Annotated in this window: 6 protein-coding genes; 1 reads left to right on the top strand and 5 read right to left on the bottom strand. The window is 71.0% G+C overall.

Annotated features, from left to right (window positions below):
* The coding region (locus GA0115259_RS40795; RefSeq protein WP_161230536.1) for a hypothetical protein at window positions 1-191 on the top strand (191 nt) is incomplete at its 5' end.
* A gap of 61 nt (window positions 192-252) precedes the next feature.
* Here GA0115259_RS40795 and GA0115259_RS33465 read toward each other — a convergent pair.
* The 5 genes from GA0115259_RS33465 to GA0115259_RS33440 form a co-directional block, all read right to left on the bottom strand.
* Complete coding sequence (locus GA0115259_RS33465; protein ID WP_237540676.1) at window positions 253-1,086, bottom strand: pentapeptide repeat-containing protein; 834 nt, start codon at window positions 1,084-1,086, stop codon at window positions 253-255.
* 86 nt (window positions 1,087-1,172) lie between these two features.
* Window positions 1,173-3,833, bottom strand: coding sequence for an ATP-binding protein (locus tag GA0115259_RS33460; protein WP_256098254.1), 2,661 nt, complete (start codon window positions 3,831-3,833; stop codon window positions 1,173-1,175).
* 177 nt (window positions 3,834-4,010) lie between these two features.
* The gene (locus tag GA0115259_RS33455; protein ID WP_093603893.1) at window positions 4,011-5,108 is read right to left on the bottom strand and encodes a HesA/MoeB/ThiF family protein; all 1,098 of its coding nucleotides are present in this window, start codon (window positions 5,106-5,108) and stop codon (window positions 4,011-4,013) included.
* Between the two features lie 47 nt (window positions 5,109-5,155).
* Window positions 5,156-6,442 carry a M14 family zinc carboxypeptidase gene (locus GA0115259_RS33450; protein ID WP_161230535.1) on the bottom strand — a complete coding sequence of 429 codons (1,287 nt, stop codon included), beginning with the start codon at window positions 6,440-6,442 and terminating at the stop codon, window positions 5,156-5,158.
* Between the two features lie 459 nt (window positions 6,443-6,901).
* Window positions 6,902-8,107: an esterase-like activity of phytase family protein gene (locus GA0115259_RS33440; protein WP_093603887.1), complete on the bottom strand. Its 1,206-nt coding sequence runs from the start codon at window positions 8,105-8,107 to the stop codon at window positions 6,902-6,904.
* Between the last annotated feature and the right edge of the window lie 170 nt (window positions 8,108-8,277).

Here is an 8,277-nt window from a genome sequence, read left to right as displayed (position 1 = left end):
CCGCCGCGGCCCCGGTCCCGGCGCCCGAGCCGTCACCGAAGCCGGTGGCGGCTCATGCCGCACCCTCGCGAGCGGCCGAGGAGGAGCCCGGGTACGGGTACTTCATGCCCGTGCTCTTCATCGGCTCGGCCTGTCTCGCGGCCGTCGCTCTCTACTTCCTGCGCCGTGTGACCCGGCGCCGGGCGCTGTGAGGGCGAAGGGCGCACCACTGCCGGAGGGCACACCACTGCCGGAGGCCACTGCCGCCGCCGTCTACCAGTGGGCGGGCCGGGTGAGGGCCGTGGGGAGTCCGGTGGCGGCGTCGCCCTTCGCCGCGTTGATCTGTGTCCGGACCAGAAAGAGCGCTCCGGTCAGATCGGCGCCCCGCAGATCGGTGTCCCTGAGATCCGCGCCGATCAGATCGGCCAGCCGCAGATCGGCGTCCCGCAGATCGGCCGCGATCAGACACGCGCCACGCAGATCGGCACCTCTCAGATCGGCACCCTTGAGCTTCGCGCCGAGGAGGTCGGCGCCTCTGCGGTTCTTCTTTCTGCCGGGGACCTGGGCGCGTACCAGCTCGCTCGTCCGCAGCAGAAGCGGATTGACCGCCGCGCGCCGGGCCGCCATGTCCAGCTCCAGCAGGGCGTCGGCGTCGGTCAGAGTGAGCCGTTCCGTCGCGTCGAGCGCGTCGCGGAGCTCGCCGTACAGCGGGCGGGCCGGCTCCAGTGTCAGGGCTTCGCCGAGATACCAGAGCAGCTCATGGAGCTGTCGCATCACCGGAAGTACGGCGAACATCCGCTCGGCGCTCCCGGGCGCCCGCCGCCAGTCCTCTCCGCCGAAGGTGATCCGGGAGACCTTCTGGCCCGCGCCGAAACAGTCGTACACCGTGCATCCCCGGTAGCCCTGCTCCCTGAGACGCTGATGGATTCCGCAGCGGAAGTCCGTCCGGAGATGGCGGCAGGGCTCTCCGGCGTCCTTGTCGACGGGAAAGTCGGCCGAGGCCGAGAGCGTCAGTGCCACACAGCACAGCCCGAAGCAGTTCCCGCAGTCGGCGCGCAGAGCTGAGCCGGGCCGGTCCGAGTGCGGGTCGTCGGGCTGTACGGGCAAAGGTTCCGGTCTCCTGTCAGAGGTGCGCGTCGTACGGCGCTCCGGCACCGATACTGCCGGGCCGCGTCCGCCCGGGCCACTGGTTTTCAGCGTCGTACGTGTGGAGCCTCCAGCGCCCGCCGCGCCCGTGCCGCGAGACCGTCGGCGCCGCATCGCCCGGCCAGCTCCAGTCCGCCGGAGATTTCGGCCGGGAGGCCCGCCGCCATGCCGTACTCGACACGGGCGAGGGCCAGTTCGTACCGGGAGGGCGACGCTTCGAGATGCCCGACGGCCTGCGCCAGCAGCTCGGTACGCGCCCGGCCCTCCTTCAGGGACGCCGCACAGCGCAGCGCGACTCCGATGGCGGTGTGCGTACCGAAGCGTTCGGCCCGGTCACGGGCGTACGCGGCAAGCTGGGCGGCGCGGGCCGGATCCTCCTCGGCGAGCGCGTACGCGAGGTCGCACGCCCAGGGAGCCATCACGATGTTGTGCCGTCCGCGCTCCATCAACGCCGCCCCGGCCGCTTCCAGTTCGGCGACGGCCTCCTTCTTGTGGCCGAGTGCGAGCAGCAGCCGGCCACGGACGGACGGCGCGTCGGGAATGACGATCGAGGAGGAGTACGGCGGGACGAACGCATGGCGCTCGGCCGCCTCCCGCGCCTCGTCGGCACGGCCGCGCGCGAGCAGTGTGTCGATGAGCATGGAGGCCGCGTCCCAGTGCATCGGCAGCCCGTTCCCGACCCGGTCGGCCAGCCGCAGGCTCTCACGCAGATACGCCTCGGCCTCGGCGAGATCGCCGCGTCTGCGGTGGAGATAACCGACGAGCGCGTGGGCGAAGGCGAGATGGCCGCCGCTCCAGCCGGAGATCTCGAAGGCCCGCAGGCCCTCCGTGAACAGACTCTCCGCGCGGTCGAGCCGGTCGGCGAAGGCGTACGACAGTCCGAGCAGGGCCGGCGGTTCGAAGCCCCAGGCCGTGTCGGTCCAGCCGACTCCGGCCGCCAATCCGCCGTTCAGCAGGGCGCGTTCACCTATCTGGACGATCTCCTCGGCGCTCTCGCCGCGGGCCGTGCCGTCGAAGGCGCGCAGCATCAGCAGTACACGTTCGGTGTTGTCACGTCCGGTGAGTCCGGCGGCCACCCGGTCGAGACGGCGGGAGCGCCCAGGGCCGTCGTCCTCGATGGCCTGCACTCCCTCCCACAGGAAGTGGGCCGCCTGGAGCCGCATTCTGGCCGGGCCCTCTGCCGTACGGGCGACCTCCGAGGCCACCACATGGGCGCCGTCGCCGGTCTGGTTGTTGTGTGTCAGGGCCTGTGAGAGCCGGAAGACCACATCGACGCGGAGGTCGTCGTCGAGCTGCTGGGTGTCGAGCGCCGCGCGCAGATGGCCGACCGTGGTGGCCGGTGAGGTGAGCAAGGTGGCACAGCCCAGCTCGTACAGCACTTCGGCTCGCACACTGAGCAACGGCGGTTCCTCCAGGGCGCGTTCGAGACAGCGCCGCGCGGCGTCCGGCGCACCCACCGCGAGATGCTCGGCGGCGGCTTCGCGGAGCTGCTCGACCAGTTCGGCGTCGCCGTCCGGATGCACTTCGAGGAGGTGCGGTGCCGCTGCCGCCGGACCTCGGCCACTGCGGGTGACCGCCCATGCGGCGAGGCCGTGCAGTGCGGTACGGACAGCGGAGGGAATGGCGCGGTAGACGGCGCCCGCGATCAGCGGATGGACGAACTCCATCGGGTCCACGCCCACCAGGATGCGCGCGGCCCGCAGCCGTTCGGCGCACCCGGCGGCCTCTTCATGGCTCATACCGGCCAGCGAGACGGCCAGATCGAGGGAGATGTCCGTACCGAGGATCGCGGCGGCCCAGGCGAACTTGGTGGTGGCCGGGCCCAGTTCCTCCAGCCGGGCGATCAGTCCTCTGCCCCGCGCCGAGGCACCGAGGGCGCGCAGCTCACCGGCGGACTCCTCGACCGGTTCGAGTCCGCAGTCCCCGACCTTGGCGAGCAGTTCGACGGTCTCGTACGCGTTGCCGCCGGTCACCGCCCACACCTCGCGGCAGAACGGATCGTCCGCGTGCTCGCCCAGCGCGGCGCGGGTGAGGCCGGCCGTGGCGTCGGAGGTCAACTCCCGCAGGCTGACCAGCAGTTTGGCCGCGGCGCCGAGTGTCCGGAGATACTGCTCGGTCTCGCCGACGGCCTCCTCCGTGCGATACGCGACCACCACGAGGACGGGCAGACCGCCGGCCGGACGCTCGGCGAAGGAGGCCAGCCACGCGAGTGTCTCCAGATCGGCCCACTGCGCGTCGTCGACGATGAGGACGAGCGGTCCATGTGCCTCCACGAGCCGTTCGACCAGCGCGTCCAGCCCGTCCCTGACGCCCTGCGGATCGGCGTGCTGTTCGCCGGGCGGCGCTATGCCCAGTGCGGGACCGACGATCTCGTACCGGTCGCCGAGCAGTTCCCGTGCGTCCGGAGCGCCTTCGCCGTCCCGCTCGGCCATCGTCACGGCGGGCAGGAGCAGTTGCCGTACGACATGGAACGGGACGGAGGTGACGGTCTCACCGCCGCGCGCGGACCACACCATGCGGCGTCCGGTCGCCATCCGGCGTACCTCGGAGAGCAGCGCCGTCTTGCCGAGTCCCGCCGCGCCGCGGTAGACGAGCAGCCCACCGGAGGGCTTTTCCGCACAGAGCGCGTCCACCGCGCGTGCCGCCGCCGCGAGTTCGGGCTCGCGCTCCAGCAGAGGGAGGGCGATCGAGTGTTCCGGCCAGTGCACCGGCATCCCTCCTTCTTTCGAACAGTGCGCAGGTCAAGTGTCGAGGGTAGCCGCGGAGTGCCCCGAGTGGACCTGAATCCGCACGAATTCGGCCGTTCGACCGCGCGTCGGACCGGGCCGGGAGTACGGGCCATCACCGTCCGTGCGTTCGTCTCTGTTCGCCGGGCGCGATCTCCGTCATGCGCGCGGAGGTGTTCCGCAGGCCGGGCAGTCCGGTCTGCGCTCGAAGCGCTCCTCCAGCGGCTCGGAGAGCGCCATCAGATTGAGGCCGAACCGGAAGCCGGGCTCCATCTCCGGTACGCCGGTCAGCAGCGCGATCGCGGCGTAGACGAGGAGATGGCCGGAGAGCCCGGCGGTGACGGCGTTCACGGGATTCCACTCCATCCTGGGCGAGGCCGCCTCCTCGTCCTGGCCCGCGCCGAGCCGCAGATCGCGCCGCTCGACCTCGCCCGCGCGGTGGCACTCCCAGCAGGCCCCTCGGCCTGGAGCATGGACGCCGACCGTGACCAGCGGACCGCGGTAGCCCGCGTCGAGCCAGGGAATCCCGGCGGCGAGACAGACCCGGTTGGCCCAGCGGCGGATCTCCGGCGGCCGGTCGGCGCAGAGCAGCAGCAGATCGTAGCCGGGCGCGAGCAGCGCGGCGAGATCGTCCGGGCCGTGCACCTCGCGCCGCTCCGCGGTCACCGCCACCCGCGAGTTGACCGACTTGAGGGCCGCTGCCGCCGCCGCTGCCTTGGGCCTGCCGATGTCGCTCTCGTGGTAGAGCGGCTGCCGGTTGAGATTGGAGAGCTCCACGACATCGCCGTCCACACAGTGCATCCGGCCCACGCCCGACGCGGCGAGGCCCTGGGCGGCGAAGCCTCCGGTGCCGCCGAGGCCGAGCAGCAGGACCCGGGCCGACCGTAATCGCGCCTGGAGCTCCCACGCCGTCGCGCGCGGTGAGAGATCCATCCAGCGCAGCAGCGTCACACCGCGGCTGTAGCGCTCGCGGTCCTCGTCGGTGAGCGCGGCGGAGGGCTCCGCTCCGGCGTCCTCCAGGAATCCGGCCTCGTACAGATCGTCCATCGCCTCGGTGACCGAGCTGGGCTCGACTCCGGGATGGCGGGCGAGCACCTGCGTGACCGCCTCGGCGGGAGCGCGGGAGCCGTCGAGCGCCTCGGTCAGTGTCCAGATCCAGCCGTCCGGGTCGGTGACCTCGGCGCCGATTCCGTACACGACACTGCCGATCCGTACGTTGCCGTCCACCGTGCGGTACGCCCGGTGTTCGGGCTTCACCCGTGGCCGCCGTAAGCCGGACACCGGTTCCGGACGCCCGTCGGGTGTCATGCCCGTACCGCCCTCGGCTCCCTGGACCGCTCGGCCAGCTCCGCGGCGGCCAGCACGATCCTGAACTGATGTTCCGCCTGGTCACGGACCGGGATCCAGCGGGCGCCGCAGTCGGCCTCGAAGGCGGCGCAGCGCTCGGTGAGGAACCGGTCCAGGGTGGAGCGTACTTCGGCCAGCGGCTCCGGGAGAGCTTGCGGAGGAAGAGTCTGGTGCAGCATGCCCGCCGTACGGACGACGAGCCGCCGCGCGGCGATCCGCAGCGCCATGATCCGCGCCCGGTTCATCGGCGGCAGACCGGCCGCTTCCGGAGCCCACTCGTCGGCGAGTCCGGGACTGACGGCGAGATATTCGTCCACCGGCGCGAGCAGCGGGCCCGCGGTGGCGAGGAGGTGTGGCCGTACCTGCTCCAGCAGACCGGCGAGTGTCCGCGCGTCCTGCCGGAGCGTACGGCTGATGGTCTCCAGCGCGCCGTACGGATCGGGATGCGGCGAGGTGTCGCCGACTCCGTCGGCACCCCACATCGGCGCCTCGACCACGGCGGTGACGGTGCCGTACGGATGCGGATGGAACCAGGTGGAGGTGGCGGTGGCGGCGGGCAGTGAGACGAACTGATCGGTCTCCTGCGGCCGTGGCATGTCATAGACACCCGGTCCCGGACTCGGCCAGAAGAACGCGTCGTACGGGCCCAGTTCCACCGGGATCCGGAGATCGGCGGCGGACTGTGCCAGCTCGTCGGAGAGTCCGGGCAGCGCGCGGGTGAGCTGTACGAAGCTGCCGCCCACGTCCACGCCGTGCAGCGAACACTGGAGATAGGGCCGCAGTTCGTCCTGGAGACCGAGCAGGGCCCGGGTCTCCGGCATGGGCTCGGCGCCGGGCTCGGTGGGCAGCCACTCGGGCTGTCCGGCGAAGCCCGGCCGGAAGAAGTTCCGGTAGTGCTGGGCGAAGGTCATCGGGCCCTTGAGCCACCGCTCGTTGCGGCGGGCTCCGTCGGGATCGAGACAGAGGACGAAGTGCCAGGCCGTGTCGGTGAACCGGGCCGGCCGGCCGGGCCGCAGCAGATACCGGGCCAGACGCAGCACCGTGAGGCCTCCGACCGGTTCATTGGCATGCGGCCCCGCGACCACCAGCGCATGCCGGCTGCCCCGCCCCACGGACATCAGCCGGATCGGCTCCCCCGCCCGTGAGGTCCCGATGCACCGCAGAACCACCCGGTCGGGGTGCGCCGCGGCCAAGGCCGCGGCGCCGGAGGTCAGTTCATCGACCGTTGGATATCGCCCCGGCACGGCGACCCGTTCAGGAGCCGGTGGAATTGCTGTCGCCCGTTGTCTCTTTCCTGTCCAGCCGACGGATCTTGATCGTGGTCTGCTTGCGGCGTGAGGTGCTGTCGCTCTTGACCGTTCCGCTCATGAGCCGCTCCTTCGACATCACGGCGCCCAACTCCGCGTTGTGCACCTGATGTGATGTTCCGTCACGGAATGGGAGTGCGTCAACACCTGTGGAGGAGGACTCTTCATACACCTTCGCGACGGAGCCGCGGCCCCTGGACATACGGACTCCTCGGCCACCGACTCGTTGCCCCAACCACTGGGATCGATACCTGCCGAGGGATAACGAAGGGATGACATAAGCCCTTCGGATTCGCATCGGGGAACCATGGGCATGCCATGACCACCACTGCCCACCGCACGGCCACCGGGTGGCCCGCCGCCGACCGGATCAACGGTCGGCGGCCGGGCACCGGTTCAGCGGAACGCGCGCCTGTCGGCGTTCAGCGGGTCCGTGAGACGGAGGGTGATGAACTCGTTGTTGTCCGCCTTGCCGGGCGTACGGCCCGAGGAGCCCGGGAAGTTGTTGTCGTTCATGACGGCCAGGGTGCGGTCGTCGATCAGCACGACGTCCTCGATCGTGGTGAACGGGAAGCGGAAGGTCTTCCCGAAGCCGCCGAGGCCCTTGGGGTTGGCGATGTCGAGCAGATCGGCGACCAGGGTCTTGTCCATGACGCCGTCGTGGTTCCGGTCGCGGTTGTCCGCCAGATAGATGCGCTTGAACTTGGCGGAGTCGCCCTGGCCGCCGTCGCGCTCGATCACCAGGAAGCGGTGGGCGTCCAGGGCGATCGCGTCACCGATGGCGTTGTCGGTCGACTCCAGGCGGTAGATCCAGCGCTTGCCGGTGTAGCGGCTCGTCCGCAGGTCGAACTCGCTCATCCGCAGATCGCCGGGCGTGCCGTCGGACACCCAGCCTTCGAGCAGCGGGTAGAGGTGACGGCCGTCGACGCCGCGCGCCATGCCCTCGAAGCCCTTGCTGCTGGGCAGGTTGGGGGCCGCGCCGTTCAGATAGGGGTTCTCCGGCGCCTGAACTCCCTTGAGCGGGACGGGAGCCTGGAGGAGACGGCCCTTCGAGGAGAAGTGCAGCAGGAACGGGCCGAACTCGTCGCCCATCCAGTAAGTGCCGTCGGAGGCCCGCACGATGGACTCGACGTCGAAGTCGGAGCCCGTCAGCACCCGGTCGGCGCGCGTGAGCGCGAACGGCACATGGCGGTTCGGGTCGCTCAGATAGAAGCCGCCGAGCACCTTGACCTTGCCGGTGCGCGTGTCCGGCTTGACGTGGTGGACGCGGAGCAGGAAGTCGGCGCTGTTGGCCTTGTTGCCGAAACCGTTGTCGGACAGCACGTCGTAGGTGCCGTCGTGCCGGTTGAGGATGCCGCTGAATCCCTGGACGGGCTGGCCCGGGAACGGCGCGGCGATGCCGTTGACGGGCGCCGTGCCGAGGGCCGCGCCGGAGACCGGGCTGCCAGGTACGTAGGTCTCGGCCGGCAGCGAGGCGAATCCGGTCAGGGTGGCCCGGCCGAACTCGGCGGGACGGTGGTGGCGGTCACGGTCGGCCACCGCGGGCGAGGCGAGACCGACGGTCAGCGCGACCGCGCTCAGTGTGATCAGGAGCTTGTTCATGGCACGGACGGTAGAGACGGCGCATGACGTACGCGCCAACGGCAGGCTACCCACGCACGAGCGGCAGACGGCCCGTCGACCGGTCGGCCCCGGGTCCCGGTCCCGGTCCCGGTTCGGGTCCGGGTCCGCGAGGCAGGCCGGCCGTCGCTCGTGTCCGCCGCTCGTGTCCG

Source organism: Streptomyces sp. MnatMP-M17, assembly GCF_900091995.1.
In the GTDB taxonomy this organism is placed as follows: Bacteria; Actinomycetota; Actinomycetes; order Streptomycetales; family Streptomycetaceae; genus Streptomyces.
Note: the sequence above shows the minus strand (reverse complement) of the source record. Positions and strands in the feature narration are given on the sequence as shown.

What these genes read in the sequence shown, in the direction of transcription:
- GA0115259_RS33440 (WP_093603887.1), bottom strand. Translation starts at nt 8,107, where the DNA reads ATGAACAAGCTCCTGATCACACTGAGCGCGGTCGCGCTGACCGTCGGT.